The 15,901-nt window shown below is 63.7% G+C and carries 16 protein-coding genes and 1 other RNA gene; 4 read left to right on the forward strand and 13 right to left on the reverse strand.

The annotated features are described in order from the left end of the window. Positions 1 to 7: 7 nt before the first annotated feature. From ACZ1JW_RS10065 to ACZ1JW_RS10080, 4 genes are all read right to left on the reverse strand, one after another. On the reverse strand, positions 8 to 1,240 hold the full coding sequence (locus tag ACZ1JW_RS10065) for a serine hydrolase domain-containing protein (RefSeq protein ID WP_465142758.1): 1,233 nt from the start codon (positions 1,238 to 1,240) through the stop codon (positions 8 to 10). Positions 1,241 to 1,250: 10 nt separating this feature from the next. Continuing rightward, positions 1,251 to 2,048 (reverse strand): thioesterase family protein, encoded by a 798-nt coding sequence (locus ACZ1JW_RS10070; protein ID WP_465123703.1) that lies wholly within the window; start codon positions 2,046 to 2,048, stop codon positions 1,251 to 1,253. Between the two features lie 257 nt (positions 2,049 to 2,305). Beyond that, complete coding sequence (locus tag ACZ1JW_RS10075) at positions 2,306 to 3,586, reverse strand: MFS transporter (protein WP_465140470.1); 1,281 nt, start codon at positions 3,584 to 3,586, stop codon at positions 2,306 to 2,308. 117 nt (positions 3,587 to 3,703) lie between these two features. Further along, complete coding sequence (locus ACZ1JW_RS10080) at positions 3,704 to 4,591, reverse strand: LysR family transcriptional regulator (protein WP_465140471.1); 888 nt, start codon at positions 4,589 to 4,591, stop codon at positions 3,704 to 3,706. A gap of 99 nt (positions 4,592 to 4,690) precedes the next feature. On the opposite strand from ACZ1JW_RS10080, the gene ACZ1JW_RS10085 reads away from it, so the two are divergent. Continuing rightward, complete coding sequence (locus ACZ1JW_RS10085; RefSeq protein ID WP_465140472.1) at positions 4,691 to 5,803, forward strand: S-(hydroxymethyl)glutathione dehydrogenase/class III alcohol dehydrogenase; 1,113 nt, start codon at positions 4,691 to 4,693, stop codon at positions 5,801 to 5,803. Between the two features lie 96 nt (positions 5,804 to 5,899). Continuing rightward, positions 5,900 to 6,889, forward strand: coding sequence for an MBL fold metallo-hydrolase (locus tag ACZ1JW_RS10090; RefSeq protein ID WP_465140473.1), 990 nt, complete (start codon positions 5,900 to 5,902; stop codon positions 6,887 to 6,889). Positions 6,890 to 6,910: 21 nt separating this feature from the next. Here ACZ1JW_RS10090 and ACZ1JW_RS10095 read toward each other — a convergent pair whose 3' ends face one another. The 5 genes from ACZ1JW_RS10095 to ACZ1JW_RS10115 form a co-directional block, all read right to left on the reverse strand. Beyond that, positions 6,911 to 7,690, reverse strand: coding sequence for an SDR family oxidoreductase (locus ACZ1JW_RS10095; RefSeq protein ID WP_465140474.1), 780 nt, complete (start codon positions 7,688 to 7,690; stop codon positions 6,911 to 6,913). Positions 7,691 to 7,761: 71 nt separating this feature from the next. After that, positions 7,762 to 8,304: an NUDIX hydrolase gene (locus tag ACZ1JW_RS10100; RefSeq protein WP_465140475.1), complete on the reverse strand. Its 543-nt coding sequence runs from the start codon at positions 8,302 to 8,304 to the stop codon at positions 7,762 to 7,764. After that, positions 8,301 to 8,984, reverse strand: a complete 684-nt coding sequence (locus ACZ1JW_RS10105) for a TPM domain-containing protein (protein ID WP_465140476.1) — start codon at positions 8,982 to 8,984, stop codon at positions 8,301 to 8,303. The genes ACZ1JW_RS10100 and ACZ1JW_RS10105 overlap by 4 nt, the downstream gene beginning before the upstream one ends. Further along, positions 8,984 to 9,805 (reverse strand): TPM domain-containing protein, encoded by an 822-nt coding sequence (locus ACZ1JW_RS10110; RefSeq protein WP_465140477.1) that lies wholly within the window; start codon positions 9,803 to 9,805, stop codon positions 8,984 to 8,986. Before ACZ1JW_RS10110 ends, ACZ1JW_RS10105 begins: the two co-directional genes overlap by 1 nt. A 22-nt stretch (positions 9,806 to 9,827) precedes the next feature. After that, positions 9,828 to 10,454 (reverse strand): LemA family protein, encoded by a 627-nt coding sequence (locus ACZ1JW_RS10115; protein WP_465123695.1) that lies wholly within the window; start codon positions 10,452 to 10,454, stop codon positions 9,828 to 9,830. Positions 10,455 to 10,620: 166 nt separating this feature from the next. Between ACZ1JW_RS10115 and mscL the strand changes: the two genes are divergently transcribed. Together mscL and ssrA are read left to right on the forward strand one after the other, a co-directional pair. Then, positions 10,621 to 11,052, forward strand: coding sequence for a large conductance mechanosensitive channel protein MscL (gene mscL, locus ACZ1JW_RS10120; RefSeq protein ID WP_465126404.1), 432 nt, complete (start codon positions 10,621 to 10,623; stop codon positions 11,050 to 11,052). Between the two features lie 223 nt (positions 11,053 to 11,275). After that, positions 11,276 to 11,645, forward strand: a transfer-messenger RNA (tmRNA) gene (gene ssrA, locus ACZ1JW_RS10125). Between the two features lie 324 nt (positions 11,646 to 11,969). Here ssrA and ACZ1JW_RS10130 read toward each other — a convergent pair. From ACZ1JW_RS10130 to ACZ1JW_RS10145, 4 genes are all read right to left on the reverse strand, one after another. Next, complete coding sequence (locus tag ACZ1JW_RS10130; protein WP_465140478.1) at positions 11,970 to 12,215, reverse strand: hypothetical protein; 246 nt, start codon at positions 12,213 to 12,215, stop codon at positions 11,970 to 11,972. Positions 12,216 to 12,364: 149 nt separating this feature from the next. Further along, the gene (locus ACZ1JW_RS10135) at positions 12,365 to 13,630 is read right to left on the reverse strand and encodes an N-succinylarginine dihydrolase (protein WP_465123693.1); all 1,266 of its coding nucleotides are present in this window, start codon (positions 13,628 to 13,630) and stop codon (positions 12,365 to 12,367) included. A 9-nt stretch (positions 13,631 to 13,639) separates the two neighbouring features. Then, a complete protein-coding gene (locus ACZ1JW_RS10140; RefSeq protein WP_465123692.1) occupies positions 13,640 to 14,677 on the reverse strand; it encodes an arginine N-succinyltransferase in 1,038 nt (345 codons plus the stop codon). After that, positions 14,674 to 15,882 (reverse strand): hydrolase, encoded by a 1,209-nt coding sequence (locus tag ACZ1JW_RS10145; RefSeq protein WP_465140479.1) that lies wholly within the window; start codon positions 15,880 to 15,882, stop codon positions 14,674 to 14,676. The genes ACZ1JW_RS10140 and ACZ1JW_RS10145 overlap by 4 nt, the downstream gene beginning before the upstream one ends. Positions 15,883 to 15,901: the final 19 nt, after the last annotated feature.

A 15,901-nucleotide genomic window follows, 5' to 3' on the forward strand; every position in this document is an offset into this window, starting at 1 on the left:
TGGTTTGTCAGGCGCGGCTGGTGGCCAGCGCGCTGTAGATCAGCGTCTTCAACTGACGCCGGATGGGGTAAATGAAAGAGGGGTAGAGCTGGGTCATGAAGACCGCATGGACCTTTTCAACAGGGTCCACGAAGAACGCGGTCGAGAAGATCCCTCCCCAGTAGAACTCGCCTGCCGAGCCCGGCACCAGAGCCCGCGCCGGATCGATGGTCATGCCGAAGCCCAGGCCAAAGCCTGCACCTGCGTTGTAGGCCTCGCTGAACAGCGCCTTCGAAACCTGCGTAAGGTCTGCGCCGCCGGGCAGGTGGTTGGCGGTCATCAGTTGCAGCGTCTTGGGGCTGAGGATGCGCGCACCATCTGCTGCGCCGCCGTTCACCAGCATTCGGCAGAAGCGGTGGTAGTCTGCCGTCGTCGAGAGCAAACCGCCGCCCCCGCTTTCGAAGCGCGGCACCCGGCGTGTGCCCGATTTCTCGGCGGGATCAAACAGCTGCGGCGGCTGCCCCGCCTGATAGGCCCAGGCATCGGCCAGCCGATGCGCCTTGTCGTCCGGGCAATGGAAGCCGGTATCGACCATGCCCAGCGGCTCGAAAATGCGTGTGCGCAGGAACTCGCCAAGGCTCATCCCTGAAACCCGCGCGATGACCACGCCCAGCACGTCGGTCCCCACCGAATAGTTCCACGCCTGTCCCGGCTCGAACTCCAGCGGAAGCTTCGCCAGTTCCTCAATGAAGTGATCATTTCCCGGAAGGCCCGCATGACCATCAAGCCGAGCCTTGCGATAGGCCGCGTCGACGTTGGTGCGGTTCTGGATGCCATAGGTCAGGCCGGACTGGTGCGTGATCAGGTCGACCATGCGCATGACCGGGGCAGGGCGTGCCGGGAAGAAGTCCATCTCGCCCCCGCCGCCGGTATAGACGCCGAGGTTCGCGAACTCCGGGATCACCTTGCTCACAGGATCGTCGAGCGCGACCTTCCCCTCTTCGACCAGCATCATGAACGCGACGGAAGTCAGCGGCTTGGTCATCGAGGCAATGCGGCAGATTGCGTCCGCCCCCATCGGAGTCCCATCTTCGCGGGCACGGCCTGCGGTGTGGCGATAGACCGCCTCGCCGTCGCGTGCGACCAGCACGTCGAGCCCGGGCAGGCGACCGCTGGCGATATAGTGCTCATCAAGGTAGGCGCCGATCCGGTCAAGCCGATCAGGTTCGAACCCCAGCGATTGTGCGTCGGCCAGTTCCATCATTGTCCTCTCAGCCAAAAATCGCGACGCTCTGCAGGCCATGCATCACCTGCACGCCGTCCGCGTTCCACATGCGCAAGGTCTCGCTGCTGAAGCCGTCTGCCATGTAATTCGAGGCGGTTTCCAGCAGCCACCAACCGTCATCGGTTTCCGGGGCGTCGCCCAGCAGCGTGAAAGCCCAGTTGATCGAACTGATCGGCCCGCGCCGCTCCATCGCGCGCATGGATCCGGGCGGCAGTGTATCGCCGATCAGGACCAACTCGCCCGTTGGGTCAAGGCCGGCGCGATCCTTCAACCGCACCCAGCGTCGCACCACGCCCGGGCGGCGATCGTCCTTTGCCTCACCCCGCCGCAGTTCGAAGTTGTTGACGAAATGCAGGCCTTCGGGCGAACCCAGCTCTTCCATTTCGGTGTAGGGAACGAAGTTCTCGGCGCGCGGCGCTGCCACCGTTCCGTTGGACGGTCTCGCGCTGCCAAACACCCATGCGGCGCGATGGGCCAGAGCACCACCGCTTACCAGATCGGTCTGGATATTGGCCACGTTCTTGCCTTCGCGCAGAGTGGAAACAGAGATGTCCACGTCCGGTCCGACCGGCGCGATGAAACCGATCTGTCCGGCTCTCAGCGGTGGAAGGTCAGGCCGGGCCTTGCGCGCCGCGGCATAGGCAAGGAACGACGAAGCACCGCCATACATCGTGCGGCCCTGAAGCCAGCCATCGACGCCACGCACCGAGAAATCCGGCCCCGTGCCGCTCATTTCGGCAGCGATCAGGCCGATGGCGACGGTGTCCTGCACGACCTGTGTCATGCGAAGATTTCCTGTGTGGGCGTCAGGCAATTGCGTTCCAAGGCTCTCTCCCGCTGTCGCTTGAGTCACGACTCTTGCAGAAGCAGAGCTAGTGGAAGTTTACGTAAAGGGAAAGTCCCCCCAGCGCAGCAAAACCATCTGCTCTCGATGGCGCGCGCCTATGACGCTACGGCAAGCTACCCGGATTGTGCCCAAAAAAATCGGCCCCGGCGATGTACCGGGGCCGACAGATATGCGCCTGCATCAAAGGAAGAACGTCAGTGCAGGCTTTCTCCGCTCGCCTGGCGCAGGATCGGCGCGCGCGCGGCAGAGGTGGCGAACAGCACCAGCAGCACATAGCAGGCCAAGGGCACGAGGAACGAGGCGAAGATGCCCGCCGCGTCGGTCACCGCACCCGCGAGCAGCGGCACCAGTGCGCCACCGATGATGCCGGTGCAAAGCAGGCCGGAAGTGGCCTCTTCGCCAGCCGAAGACCGCTCGAGCGTCAGCGTGAAGATCACCGGGAACATGATCGAGTTGAACAGACCGATGGCGAGCGCGACGTACCCGGCCGAGACGCCTCCGACCAGGAACAGGTAAGCGCACATGGCCGCAGCAATGGCCGCAAACAGGGTCATGAGCCGGGTTGCGGGGAAGCGGGCGAGCAGAACCGTGCCGATGGCCCGGCCGACCATTGCGCCGCCCCAGTAGAACGCCACGGCCTTGCCAGCCTGTTCCAGACTGACGTTCCAGATGGCCGGATTGTTGAGATAGAACGCCATCTGCGTGCCGATCACCACTTCCGCGCCCACATAGACGAAAATCGCCGCCGCACCGAACACTGCCCAGCGCGATGCAAAGGCTTCGGCCAGCAGTGCGCCGATGCCGCCAGTCGGGCGGGAGGCAGGAGCGGCTGCCGCGATGCGCTTGCGGTTGAACCAGAAGAACGCAAGCAGCGCGATCAGCAGCCCGCAAATCCAGAAATAGGCGCGATCGATACCGGCCAGTGCAGCTTCACGCACTTCGGGCGTGAGCGCGGTCCCTTCGGAAACTTCCACGCCCTTGAGGAACAGCGATGCGCCCAGCGCCGGCCCGAGGAACGTGCCGAATGAGTTGAAGGTCTGCGATAGCGTCAGGCGGAAGTGGCTGCCTTCCGGCTTACCCAAGGCTGCGGCCAGCGGATTTGCCGCAACCTGCAGCACCGTGATCCCGGTGGCGAGCATGAACAGACCGGCCAGAACCAGCGGGTAGGATGCCAGATTTGCCGCCGCAAGCATGACGACACAGGCCAGCGCCATTGTTGCCAGCGCGAGCAGGATCGCAGGAACGGCGCGCAGCCGTCCGATGATCGCGGCTGCGGGAAAGCTCATCACACCGTAAGCGATGAAGAACGCAAAGGCCGAAAGCTGCGCTTCCAGCGTCGTCAGCGTGAACACGCCCTTCACTGCGGCCACCAGCGGGTCGATCAGCGAGGTGATGAAACCCCAGGCAAAGAACAGCACGGTAACCGCGATGAACGCGGCCTTCTGTGATCCCGAATGTGCATTGCTGCCTGACACGTATCTCTCCTCACCCTGCCATATTTGGCGATTGGTTCGCTTTAGCCTTCACTGACAGCCTTGTCATGTCGGTCGCATAGCTATTCCTGTGAACGTTCTCACAGATTGCATCTTATATCAACCCGCAGCCATCGCTGCGCCAAGCTCCCGGCGCAGCTTTTCGATAAGGCGTTGCACCTTGGGCAAAAGGTGTCGCCGCTGCGGATAGACCGCCCAGATGGGATCGTCTTCGGGCCGGAACTGTTGCAGTACCTCGACCAGCGAGCCCTCGGCAATCGCCCTGCTCACATAGAATGCGGGCAACTGGCACAGGCCCATGCCTGCCATCGCCGCATCGAACACGGCCGTTCCATTGCTGCACCGCCAGCGTCCGCGTGGCCGAACCGTCCGAACCTCACCGTCAACAAGATAGCGCCACATCTCGAGCGTTGCAGGAATGCAATCGTGAGCTTCAAGGTCGTCCACGGTCTCGGGCGTGCCATGCGTCGCCAGGTAGGCCGGCGAGGCGCAGGTCACGATCCCGCGCGCTGCAATCTGCGTGCGGATCAGGCGGCTGTCGGGCAGCGTGCCGGTCCGGATCGCCAGATCGTACCCTTCCGATACCAGCTCGACCACGCGGTTGGACAGATCAAGGTCCACCGAAAGCTTGGGATACTCCTGCACATAGGCGCGCACGATCGGTGCCACGAACCGCTCGCCCAGCGCAGTCGGGCAGGTGATGCGCAAGTGGCCCTGCGGCTCGCCCTGCAGGTCGAGCATGGCAATCGCCTCGTCCCGCTCGGCAATCAGGCGGCGGAACTGGTCGACCAGCGTACGCCCGGTATCGGTGAGGCTCACCGCGCGCGTGGTGCGGTGAAAGAACTGCGCGCCAAGGCTCTGCTCCAGCCGCGCGACGGCCCGGCTCACGTGCGAGGTCGATGTCCCGAGCCGCTTTGCCGCCGCCACGAACGTGCCCGTATCGGCAACCGCCACCACTTCGTCTATGCCATCCCAGCGATTGCTCATTGTTCTCGTCTTGCAACAGTGTTTATCATATCGGGCGATTTAACACCGGCTTAGCAATTATGCTAACGGCCTGCCATTCCAAACGGGAGATGCATTGCCATGAAGACCCGCGCCGCCGTAGCGTTCGCGCCCAAGCAGCCGCTCGAGATCGTCGAGCTTGATCTCGAAGGCCCCAAGGCAGGCGAGGTTCTTGTCGAGATCATGGCCACCGGCGTCTGCCATACCGATGCCTACACGCTCGACGGCTTCGACAGCGAAGGTATCTTCCCCAGCGTGCTGGGTCACGAAGGCGCAGGCGTGGTGCGTGAAGTCGGCCCCGGCGTCACGTCGGTGAAGCCCGGCGATCACGTGATCCCGCTCTACACGCCCGAATGCCGCCAGTGCAAAAGCTGCCTCTCTGGCAAGACCAACCTGTGCACCGCCATCCGCGCCACGCAGGGGCAGGGCCTGATGCCCGACGGCACCAGCCGCTTTTCCTACAAGGGCCAGACCATCTTCCACTACATGGGCTGCTCCACCTTCTCGAACTTCACCGTCCTGCCCGAGATTGCGGTCGCAAAGATCCGCGAGGACGCGCCGTTCCAGTCCGCCTGCTACATCGGTTGCGGCGTGACGACGGGCGTCGGCGCGGTCGTCAACACGGCCAAGGTCCAGGTGGGTGACAATGTCGTGGTCTTCGGCCTCGGCGGCATCGGCCTCAACGTGATCCAGGGCGCGCGCCTTGCCGGTGCCAACAAGATCATCGGCGTCGACATCAACCCCGATCGCGAGGAATGGGGCCGCAAGTTCGGCATGACCGACTTCCTCAACTCCAAGGGCATGAGCCGCGAAGACACAGTGGCCAAGATCGTCCATATGACCGACGGCGGCGCGGATTACACCTTCGACGCCACCGGCAACACCGAAGTCATGCGCACGGCCCTCGAAGCCTGCCACCGCGGCTGGGGCACCAGCATCATCATCGGCGTGGCCGAGGCAGGCAAGGAAATCAGCACCCGCCCGTTCCAGCTGGTGACGGGCCGCAACTGGCGCGGCACGGCTTTCGGCGGCGCCAAGGGCCGCACCGACGTGCCCAAGATCGTCGACATGTACATGACCGGCAAGATCGAGATCGACCCCATGATCACCCACGTCATGGGTCTCGAGGAGATCAACACTGCGTTCGACCTGATGCACGCCGGAAAGTCGATCCGCTCGGTCGTGGTGTTCTGATCTGATTTGATGCGTTTTGAACTCCCGGGATTGCGCAGTGCCTGCAATCCCGGGATGCAAATGGCCTGAGAACGAATCGGTGAGAGGATTCCCGCGATGGTCATCCGAGCATGTGTTTCCGCTGCGTTTGCGGCGATGGCCTGCCTGTCTGCACAGCAGGCGGCTGCGGCTGAAACGTGTCCGCCATTGCGATGGATGACGCTGGGCACCGCAGGTGGGCCGGTGCCGACCCCGGACCGATCAGAACCCGCCAACCTGCTCACCGCCGATGACTTTTCCGCACTGGTGGATGTCGGTGACGGTACGGTCGTGCAACTTGCGCGTCGCGGCCTTGATCTGACCCGCATCAATGCCGTCTTCATCAGTCATCACCACATGGATCATACTGGCGGTCTGCCTGCGGTCATCGGCCTGCGCTGGATGAACAACATGCCCGGCCAGTTGACCATCTATGGTCCGCCCGGAACGCGCGAGATTGTGGACGGGATCATTGCCACGATGGGCCCGCAGTCGCGCGTCGGCTTCGGGCTCGGGCAAAAGAGCACCCCCCCGTCGGAGTCCGTCAAGGTCGTGGAAATGCGGTCGGGCGATCAGGTCTCGGCGGGCAACGTGAATATCTCTGCCGTCGAGAATTCCCATTACGATGAAGCGGCCTCAGGAAAGGCCGACCGGGCGATTTCGCTCAGCTACCGGTTTCAGCTAGGCTCGCGATCAATCACCTATTCCGGTGACACTGGCCCGAGCGCGGCGTTCGAGAAGCTCGCAACCGGCACCGACTTGCTCGTCAGCGAAGTGATCGATCTCGGCCCTATACTCGCGTCCATCCGCAAGACGCGCCCCGACATGCCCGAAGCCGTGTTTCAATCCATGAGCAAACACCTCTCGACGCATCACATCACGCCGGTCGATCTTGGCAGTCTTGCCGCCAAGGCAAAGGTGTCGAGGCTTGTTCTGACGCACTTCGCCATCCCGCCAGCACCGCTTGCCCATTACGAGGCCCGACTGCGAGAAGGCATTAGCCGAAGCTATTCAGGCGCGGTCGAACTCGCGATTGATCTCCAGTCATTCGACGTCGCCTGCAAGTAACTGGCCGTCGAACGGCAAGCATCACATCGACGAAATACCGCCGTCCAGCTTCAGCTCCGCTCCGGTCATGAACCGGCTCTCGTCGCTGGCGAGGTAGAGGACGCCTGCCGCGATGTCGTCTGGCTCACCCACGCGGCCGAGCGGGATCTGGCGCGCGAGCTTGCCCATCACCACGTCCTTGTCGATATTCGCATTCGTCGCGATGCCATCGAGGATCGGCGTGTCCACGAACGTCGGGTGGACGGAATTGCAGCGAATGTCCCACCCGCGCTTGGCACAGTATAGGGCAACCGACTTGGTCAGCATCCACACCGCCGCCTTGCTCGCGTTGTAGCCGGGCATCGTGTCCGAGGCGATCAGCCCTGCAATCGAGCTTATGTTGACGATCGAGGCTGGCTGGCTGTCACGCAGCAAGGGCAAGGCCTTCTGGCAGCCGAGGAACACGGAATCGACGTTGATGGCAAAGCCACGATGCCATTCCTCCAGCGTACAGGTCTCGATGTTCCCGCGCACGCCGACGCCCGCATTGTTGACCAGCACCGACAGCCCGCCGAGCTTCTCTGCCGCCAGCGCCATGGCCTTGTCCCAGTCGTCCGCACTGGTCACGTCATGGCGCATGGCAAAGGCGGTGCCTGCACCCAGTTCGGCATCGATCGCCTCAGCCTGCCTGGCCGCGCCATCGCCGTTGATGTCGGTCAGCAGCACCTTCGCACCCTCGCGCGCCAGCATCCAGGCATGTGCCGCGCCAAGGCCCTGCGCCGCGCCTGTAACCAGCGCCTTCTTGCCCTGAACCCTTCCCATCGTGACGCTCTCCTGCTTTCCGTTTGCGTCAACGAAGCAAGTTGGGAGCAATCACGCAAGTCCCGGAAAGGTCAGCCGATGATCCCAGGCGCGAGAAGCAGCAGCATCCGCACGTCGATGGCATAGCCTTCCGCCCGCTTGGCGGCGAGGAAGCTCTCGATTTCCGTAAGGGCAACCCGGTGCACGGTAATGCCTTCGTCTTCCACGCCGCCGCCTGCGGAAACTTTTTCCAGATCATGCGCGCGAAACAGCGTGAAAGCCTCGGTGACCATGCCCGGTGAGGAATGGAACTCGCCCAGCGATTCGATCCGGCCGGGACGGTAGCCCGTCTCCTCCTCCAACTCGCGCGCGGCAGCATCGGCCGCGTCCTCGTTCTCGGCCCCGGCCTCGTCACCGATCAGTCCGGCGGGAAGCTCGATGCACGGACGCCCCAGCGGTACGCGGAACTGCTCGACCAGCATCACATGGCCATCATCGATGGCGAGGATCACCGCCGCCTTGATGTTGCGATTGCGGCTGACATACTCCCAGCGCCCCCGCGTCTTGGCGACGATGAAGCGTCCCTGCCAATGGACCTGCTCCGGATGGTCGCGAAACTCTTCTTCAAGACTCATACTTCGATCAACCTGTCCGGCAATTCGTTGGTGTCGTCGGCAGAGCGCGGGAAGTGCTGGCTGAGGACCTTGCCCACTTCGCCCACGGCCGCTGCCATCCCCTGCGCCATCTGTCCTTGCCGCAGGGGATCCAGCATGGCCTTCATCGCATGGCCCCACGTCTCGGGCGAGACCTTCGAGGCAATCGCAGCATCGGCAATGATCTCGGCGCGATGCTCGGCAAGGCTGAGATAGATCAACACGCCCGTCCGCCCCGAAGTCCGGCTCTCCGCGCCCACGCGAAAGCACGTCAGCGCCCGCTCACGCACCCGCGCATTGCGCACCCGCCGCGGCGTCAGCCAAAGGCCCAGCGGCGTGTAGCGCAGGATCAGATAGGTGCCCGAAAACTTCAGCGTCGCCACCGTCAACGCAAGGCCCAGCACTGCGCGCGGGCTCCACTCGAACGCCCACAGGCCCAGCACGCGCTCGACCAACCCAAGGTAGAATCCGGGAAAGATCTCCAGCGCACATAGCGCCACAAAGGCCACGATGGCGCTCCAGACCAGCGCCACGTCGCGATAGGAATCCGAACGCGGCGTCACGATCGTCACGATCTCGCCCGCGCTCAGCATTTCCGCCGCCGCCACGGCCTCGGAAACCAGCAGGCGATCCGCCTCGGTCATCGGTGCAAGCTTGGCCATCACCAGTCCCCTGAAGCCCCGCCGCCGCCGGAATCGCCGCCGCCAAATCCGCCGAAGCCGCCGCCGCCGCCCCAGTCGGAGCCGCCGCCACCACCCCAGCCACCGCCCGAATGGCGGTTGTCGGAAGCAGCCCGCGCGATCTCGCTCAACCCCCACAGCACGATGCCCGGATCGATCCCGCTGCGCCGCTGGACATAGCCCTGCTTGCGCCGCCCGAACACGGCAATCAACACCACGATCAGCACGACCCAGAAGATCGCGCTGCCAATGGTCGACCCGCCAGAGCTTTCTTCACGCGCGCCCGCCTTGGCCGCTTCCGCCACAGCTTTGGCATCGGCGGGATTGCGGTTTAGCTGGGTCAGGATCTGGTCGACCCCGGCATTGATCCCGCCGGGATAGTCGCCCGCCTTGAAGCGCGGCGTCACTTCTTGCGAAATGATCCGCCCCGCCAGCACGTCGGGCAGAAACTCCTCGAGCCCGTAGCCCACCTCTATGCGTACCTTGCGGTCATTGGGCGCGATCAGGAACAAAAGGCCCTGATCGGTCTTCGCACCGCCCACGCCCCACGTCCGGTACAGCGTGTTGGCGTAGCTCTCGACGTCCTGCCCATCCAGCGAGGCCACCGTCGCCACGATCACCGCACGCCCGGTCTGCGCGTTATAGGCAGCAAGCTTCTGCGTCAGTGCCGCCTCGTCGGCATCGGGGATGATCCCCGCCTGATCGAGCACCGGACCTGCAGGCCGCGCAGGCATGGCCGCGTGCGCCGCTCCTGCAACCAGCAGGAGCAGCAGCGCAACCGTCTGCCAGAAAGCCCGCGCCATGGCCCCTGGGGGGCGGATCATCTTACTTGCCCGAAGCCGCTGGCGCCGGAGCATTCATGTCAAAGTTCACCGTCGGCGCCACTTCCGAACCGGCTGCCGCCTTGAACGGGATCATCGGCTTGGCCCCGTGGATCAGCTTTGCGCCAATCGCATCGGGAAAGGTGCGGATCGTGGTGTTGTAGGCCTGCACCGCCTCGTTATAGCGCGTGCGCGCCACGTTGATGCGGTTCTCCGTGCCTTCCAGCTGCACCATCAGGTCCGAGAAACGCGCCTGGCTCTGCAGCTGCGGATAGTTCTCCACCACCGTGCGCAGCTGGCCCATCGCCTGGGTCAGCTGGTTCTGCGCGTTCTCGAACTTGGCGAACTCTTCCGGGTTCGAAAGATCGTCTGTTGTGATGTTGATCGAGGTTGCCCGTGCCCGCGCGTCGGTCACGTTGGTCAGGATCTGCGTTTCCGACGCTGCCGCGCCCTTGGCCGTGGCGACAAGGTTCGGGATCAGGTCGGCGCGGCGCTGGTACGAGCTTTCGACATCGGCCCAGCGCGCCTTGGCTTCTTCCTCGGCAGCCGGGACCGAATTGATCCCGCAGGCCGAAAGGCTGGCAGCGGCAACGGTGGCAAATGCGATCTGCGTGAAGCGAGTAGCGGCCATCGACGTGAGTTCCCCTAATGTGGTGCCACAAGAGATAGAGGGCTTGTGTTGCGGTTCAAGTAGGACCGCATTGCAACCGATTGAGGCTTGTCGCGTTCCGGGGACAATGGCAACCAGCGGACAAGGGATTATGGTTAATCAGGAACTGAAGGGGGAACTGGTCGGCATGTTCGGAGAATTCAAGGCATTCATCGCACGCGGCAACGTGCTCGATCTCGCGGTCGGCGTGATCATTGGCGCGGCTTTCGGCAAGATTGTGTCATCGCTGACCGACGACGTTCTGATGCCGCTTATCAGCCTGATTACCGGGGGCATCGATTTCAGCCAGAAGTTCGTGGTGCTGGGGACCATCCCCGCGGACTACAAGGGCGAAATGACCTATGCTGCGCTCAAGGCTGCTGGCGTTTCGATGCTCGGCTGGGGCTCGTTCATCACCGCGATCATCAATTTCCTGATCCTCGCCTTTGTGATCTTCCTGATCGTGCGCCAGGCCAACAAGCTGACCGCCAAGCCCGAGGAAGCGCCCGCAGTTCCCGCAGGGCCGAGCGAGGTCGAACTCCTCGCCGAAATCCGCGATGCCCTGAAGGCGAAAGGCTGAGGCAAGCCAGCCAAGGAACGGCACAAACTCCCGTCATTCCGGCGAAGGCCGGAATCCATGCCATCACGATTTCCTGATCGCTGAAGACAGCACGCCAAACGTCGAGGAAATGGACCCCGGCCTGCGCCGGGGTGACGCAACGTTGTTACGCCAATTGATCGTCGCCCCGGCGCAGGCCGGGGGCCACTAGCTGTCGCGAGTCCACGACATATCATCCCCGCAGCCCCTTTTCATTTGCGCCGCGCCCCCTATATGGGTCCCTGCCGGTTTCGGCCGGCTATGGTGATAAACTGCGGCGTGCAATAGGCACAGCGGACCCGGGGGCGGTACCCGGCGGCTCCACCATCACTACCGTTTCCTGCAAAGGGGCGGGCCTTGTTGTCGCAAGGGTGTTGATGGGGCCGAACTAGGATCGACGTGTGTTGAAAAGCGCTGTTTTTGCCCGGGCTGAGTAACCCGTTCAAGGCTCAAAACTCACAAGTGCCAACGACAACGAAGCACTTGCTCTCGCTGCATAATTCTAGGGGCTAACGCCCTGAAGTTATAAGGTTAGAGCACGGTTCGGACCGAACCGGGTAACAGAATCGGAAACCGGGGGCTGGGGGCGAGCCTAGCAACAGAATCGCCCTATTTCTCTTCATCCCACACCACACCCGTCACCCCGGCGAAGGCCGGGGCCCATGACGTCGCGGCGCGCGCACCGTCTGCGCTCATCCGAGCCGCAAGGGGAGCGATTATGCCGGGCGTCGGGGGTGAAAATGATACGTCTTGGACCCCGGCCTGCGCCGGGGTGACGGACGTCAGAAATCCTAAACTCAACATGACCCTAAATTCATCGTCACCCCGGCGCAGGCCGGGGCCCATGCGCTCTCAAGCCAGCGCCCCGCTCGTCCTGAGCCTGTCGAAGGACGCCGACACTACCCCTCGGCTTTCGCCTCAAGCTCCTTCAACCGCTTTTCCATGCGCAGCGAATCCAGGATCTTGGCTCCACCGATGAACACCGCACCGGTTGCCGCCGCAAACAGCATCTTGCCTGCAAAACCCGGATATTGCCCGAGGTAGGCATGCCCGCGCTCGACCGCGCCCAGCGCCAGCGCATAGATCACCGCGAACGCCTCGAAACGGGTCTTGATGACGAACAGGCGACCGACCTTGCCAAGCATCCGGGTTCAATTCCTCTTGTTTGCAGAATCACATCGCAACGATCGTGCCAGATCATGAAATGCTGGCAACAGTCTGGTTAATCCAATCTTCACTGTAAAGCGAAGCGACAACCTGTGAAGGACCCGTCCGCGAGGAAACGCCTGAAGGCTCAGGCAAGTTCCGGTAATGCCAGTGCCTCAAGCAGCGCCGCCCGCGCCGCGATCACGCTGCGGGCCAGAGATTCGCGGCCCAGATCAGCGGGATCGATCTGCTCGGGCCAATGTGCGGCCACGACTTTCTCGACCAGCACCAGCCTGGCCTCATTCAGCAGAAAGCGCGGATCGACGGTGGCAGGATCGGCGACAACCCGCAGGCGCAGGCAGGCAGGCCCTCCGCCATTGGCCATCGACTGGCGCACGTCCACCGGCAGCACCCGGCGGATCGGCCCGTTCGATGCGATATGCCCCTCGAGCCAGCCCCGCACTGAAGGTGTTTCCCACGCCTCGAGCGGGATCACGAGGCCCATTTCGCCCGATGGCAGCGTCAGCAACTGCGCGTTGAACAGGTAGCTGCGGATCGCATCGCCAAGGCTTACGACGCTTGCCGGAACCACCACGATCTCGGCCTCGGGCAGACGCTCGCGGATCGCGGCATATGTGCCTTCGGGATCGGCAAAGGCCTGTTCGTGGGTGAACAGCACCCGCTCGTTGGCCACCGCCACCACGTCGTTATGGAATGCGCCTGCGGCAATCGCATCGGGCGATTGCTCGATGAAGAGGCAGCGTTCGGGGTTCAGGCCATGGAGCCGGGCGACGGCGCGGCTCGCCTGTTCGTGCTGGCGTGCGGGGAAGGCTCCGCCGGTCGTGCCATAGACGAAGATTTCCAGCCCCGGCGCGTCGTGGCTCGAACACATGCGCATGTGGTTCGCCGCGCCTTCGTCACCGAAGCAGGGGGGCACGGCGTCGTGCACGGCAAACGCTGTGCTGTTGGCGAAGGCGAGGCGCAGCTGGCGCACCGTATCGGGCCATTCCTGCGAGCGGTGCGGCATTGTCACGAGGTTCGCCGCAGTCAGATGACAGCGCCCGTCCGCCGTGTCTGGCGTTGGGCTGACAGTGGCCGCATTGGCCGTCCACATCGACGAGGCCGACCACGCCGCCGCGCGCAACCGGCGCTGCGCCGCATCGCTTTCGTCAATGTTCTCAAGGCCCAACGCCGTCAGCAGCGCCGGATTGGGCCGGGGCAGGGGCGCGAACAGGCCCTGCGTCAGGCCAAGGGCGATGTTGTGCCGCATCTTGCCCAGCCCCTGCAGCGCGGCGGCGCGGGGGTAGGAAACCTCGCCCGCGTTGTTCGCCGACGCAAGGTTGCCGAGGCTGAGGCCGGCATAGTTGTGGCTCGGGCCGACGAGGCCGTCGAAGTTGATTTCAACGAGAGGCATTGTCTATCCTTACCGACCCACGAACCAGACCATGTCGCCCACGTTCACGCCAAGCGCTGCCGCGGCAACCGGATCGAGAGTAAGTCCCTCATCCGTCTCGGCAATCTCGGCAAAGGTGCAGCGATAGTCGGCAAGTTTGCCCATCGCCACCAGCGCCTTGGTCACGCTGCCAGCGCCTTCCGGCGCGCGGATATGCGCCACCGGCACCTCCTTCGCCTCGCAGATCGACCGCACCCGGTCGGTCCGCGCGGTCATTGTCGGGCCGCCGTCGAAGATGTCGACATAGCCTTCGTAGGCAAAGCCTTCCTCCTCCAGCATCCGCATCGCGGCGCGGCCCGAGGGATGGGGCAGGCCGATGGCGGAGCGCGCGGTTTCGGGCAGCATGGCGATGTAGACCGGGTGCTTGGGCATCAGATCGGCGATGAACTGGTTGCCGTTGATCGCGTTGAAATAGTCCGCTTCCTGGAAGCTCATGCCGAAGAAACGGCCCGCAACGCCATCCCAGAACGGCGACCCTCCACGCTCGTCGATCACCCCGCGAAGTTCCGCCAAGATCTTGTCGCCAAAGCGTTTTCTGTGCATCGCGATGAACAGGTAGCGGCTGCGCGCGAGCAGCATCCCAAGCCCGCCTGCGCGCTCCGAGGGATGCAGGAACAGCCCGCCCACCTCGCTCGACCCCTCAAGGTCGGTAACGAGGTTGAGCATTTCGGCGCGGAAGGTGCGGTTCAGTTCCTTGGAGTGCTGGGTGAGTGTTGCCATGCGGTAGGAATAGAAGGGCCATTGGCGACCGACCGAGGTGAAGATCTGCGCGGTGCCGCGCACGTCTCCGGTGGCCGTATCTTCCAGCACCAGAACGAACAGTTCGTCCTTTGGGTTCTTCGGGTCGCCCTCTTCGGAATTGCCATAAGCCTCTGAAGCGCGTGACAATTTTGCGGTCAGGGCCTTGCGATCGGCGGGCAGGTTGGTGAAGCCGCCGCCTGTCAGCTTGGCCATTTCGTAGAGCGGTTGCAGGTCGCTCGCGCGGGCGGCGCGGATGCGGAATGTCATGGATTTCCCCCGGAAAGTCTATGCAGGACGAGCGCGGACAAGGCGGCGCGCTCGGCCAGAGAAGGTACGATCAGGAACTCCTGATCCGAATGGATCGCCCCGCCGCGCACGCCCATGGTATCGACTACGGGCACGCCGCAGGCTGCGATGTTGTTGCCGTCGCAGACCCCGCCAGAGGCCTGCCAACGTATTGTCTGGCCAAGAGATTCCCCGCACTCGCGGACCAGCACGAACAGTCTTTCGGCTTCCTCCGTAAGAGGCTTGGGAGGCCGCGAGACGCCGCCGTGGAGGTGGATCGCAACCTCATGCAACTCTTCGAGACTTTTTTCCAACTCTCGCAGACTCTCCATGAACTCTATGGCAACTCTCGGCAGCCGGGGCCTAACATTGAAGCGCAGAATGGCATGGTCGGGCACCACGTTGTTCCCGCTCCCACCCTCGATCTTCGCCGGGTTGATGGAAAGCCCCGGCCGCTCCAGATTCTTGAGCTTCAGCGCCATGTCCGCCGCCGCGATGATCGCGTTGCGCCCGTCCTGCGGATTGCGACCGGCGTGGGCCGAGCGCCCCTTGATCACCGCGCTGTAGTTGCCGCTCCCCGGCCGCTCTCCGGCGAGCGTACCGTCGGGCAGGGCGGAGGGTTCGTAGGTGAGTGCTGCGGCCTTGCCTTGCGCCATCTCGGCAATCAGCGGGGCGGAGGAGAGACTGCCTGTTTCCTCGTCGGAATTGATCAGCACATCATAGCCGACCGCAGCGGCAGCGGGGCTGTTCTCGAAAGACTGCAGCGCGGCGAGTATGACCGCAATGCCGCCCTTCATGTCGGCGACGCCGGGGCCGTTCAGCGTTTCGGCATCGAGCCAGCGCAGCGACTGGAATGGGTGAGTAGGCGCGAAGACCGTGTCCATGTGGCCGGTGAGCAGGTAGCGCCGGGGCGCTTGCGGTCGGACCGAAAGGACGAAGTGCGCGCCGTTGGCGGTTGCTACCTCGCGACCATCCGCTGCGATGGCGGTGACGGGGGCGGGATCGACCTTGCGCACTTCGCCCGGAAGCGCGGCGAAGGCATCGGCCAGCATGTCCCACTGCGCGGCGAGGCCCGGCAGGTTGCCGGTGCCGGTGTTGAGCGGGCACCAGGCTTCGACCGAGGCCAGCATTGCGGCCCCGTCAATCCTCTCGATCAGTTTGTGTTCTGTATGGTCAAGCTGTTTCATCTGATACGACCGTAGCGGT

This window comes from Novosphingobium sp. BL-A-28-Hi1-0D, assembly GCF_055521755.1.

Bases quoted from the DNA above. Each gene is read 5' to 3' on its own strand.
- ACZ1JW_RS10135 (WP_465123693.1), bottom strand. From the start codon at position 13,630: ATGCCTCTCGTTGAAATCAACTTCGACGGCCTCGTCGGCCCGAGCCAC.
- ACZ1JW_RS10100 (WP_465140475.1), bottom strand. From the start codon at position 8,304: ATGAGTCTTGAAGAAGAGTTTCGCGACCATCCGGAGCAGGTCCATTGG.
- ACZ1JW_RS10110 (WP_465140477.1), bottom strand. From the start codon at position 9,805: ATGGCGCGGGCTTTCTGGCAGACGGTTGCGCTGCTGCTCCTGCTGGTT.
- ACZ1JW_RS10130 (WP_465140478.1), bottom strand. From the start codon at position 12,215: ATGCTTGGCAAGGTCGGTCGCCTGTTCGTCATCAAGACCCGTTTCGAG.
- ACZ1JW_RS10115 (WP_465123695.1), bottom strand. From the start codon at position 10,454: ATGGCCGCTACTCGCTTCACGCAGATCGCATTTGCCACCGTTGCCGCT.
- ACZ1JW_RS10090 (WP_465140473.1), top strand. From the start codon at position 5,900: ATGGTCATCCGAGCATGTGTTTCCGCTGCGTTTGCGGCGATGGCCTGC.
- ACZ1JW_RS10085 (WP_465140472.1), top strand. From the start codon at position 4,691: ATGAAGACCCGCGCCGCCGTAGCGTTCGCGCCCAAGCAGCCGCTCGAG.
- ACZ1JW_RS10080 (WP_465140471.1), bottom strand. From the start codon at position 4,591: ATGAGCAATCGCTGGGATGGCATAGACGAAGTGGTGGCGGTTGCCGAT.
- ACZ1JW_RS10140 (WP_465123692.1), bottom strand. From the start codon at position 14,677: ATGACATTCCGCATCCGCGCCGCCCGCGCGAGCGACCTGCAACCGCTC.
- ACZ1JW_RS10065 (WP_465142758.1), bottom strand. From the start codon at position 1,240: ATGGAACTGGCCGACGCACAATCGCTGGGGTTCGAACCTGATCGGCTT.
- ACZ1JW_RS10070 (WP_465123703.1), bottom strand. From the start codon at position 2,048: ATGACACAGGTCGTGCAGGACACCGTCGCCATCGGCCTGATCGCTGCC.
- ACZ1JW_RS10145 (WP_465140479.1), bottom strand. From the start codon at position 15,882: ATGAAACAGCTTGACCATACAGAACACAAACTGATCGAGAGGATTGAC.
- ACZ1JW_RS10105 (WP_465140476.1), bottom strand. From the start codon at position 8,984: ATGGCCAAGCTTGCACCGATGACCGAGGCGGATCGCCTGCTGGTTTCC.
- mscL (WP_465126404.1), top strand. From the start codon at position 10,621: ATGTTCGGAGAATTCAAGGCATTCATCGCACGCGGCAACGTGCTCGAT.
- ACZ1JW_RS10095 (WP_465140474.1), bottom strand. From the start codon at position 7,690: ATGGGAAGGGTTCAGGGCAAGAAGGCGCTGGTTACAGGCGCGGCGCAG.